Genomic DNA, 469 nt, shown 5'->3' with positions numbered 1-469 from the left:
AACAAATGCAATGCCATCCTGCTCGCCGAGAAAACGCAAACGCAACCAAAAACAAAAGAAATACACTTATTGCGTCTTGCCATTCGCCCGGAACGTAGCAATCTCCTTCTCCACACTTTTATGGTACCTAGCCCTCAACTCCGGCCGATAACCCAGGAAGAAGAGAACCTCCATCCAGACAAACAGCGGCGCCAGCAGAAACGCCTGCACCAGGTTATCCAGCAACGCCGGGGCCCTCCCCTCGAACGCGCCGTGTCCGATAAACTGGGCCACCCACGACAGCACGTGGATCCAGCCGGCCCAGTAGTTGACGTTGGTGTCGTAGGTGCTCAGGAGGTAGTTTGCGCTCGCGGAGCCGGCGATGATGACCGGGGCGATCAGGCCGCCGGCGACGGGTTCGAGGAGGATGTAGAAGACGGCGTAGATGAAGCCGCCGATTGTGCCGAGGTTGGCTGGGAGATACTCATAC

The 469-nt window shown here is 57.8% G+C and carries 1 protein-coding gene; it reads right to left on the bottom strand.

What is annotated here, in order from left to right:
* Positions 1–66 precede the first annotated feature (66 nt).
* The coding region (locus tag JS756_RS39060) for an Mpo1-like protein (RefSeq protein WP_205387475.1) at positions 67–469 on the bottom strand (403 nt) is incomplete at its 5' end.

This window comes from Streptomyces actuosus (genome assembly GCF_016921115.1).
Taxonomy (GTDB): Bacteria; Actinomycetota; Actinomycetes; order Streptomycetales; family Streptomycetaceae; genus Streptomyces; species Streptomyces actuosus_A.
Note: the sequence above shows the minus strand (reverse complement) of the source record. Positions and strands in the feature narration are given on the sequence as shown.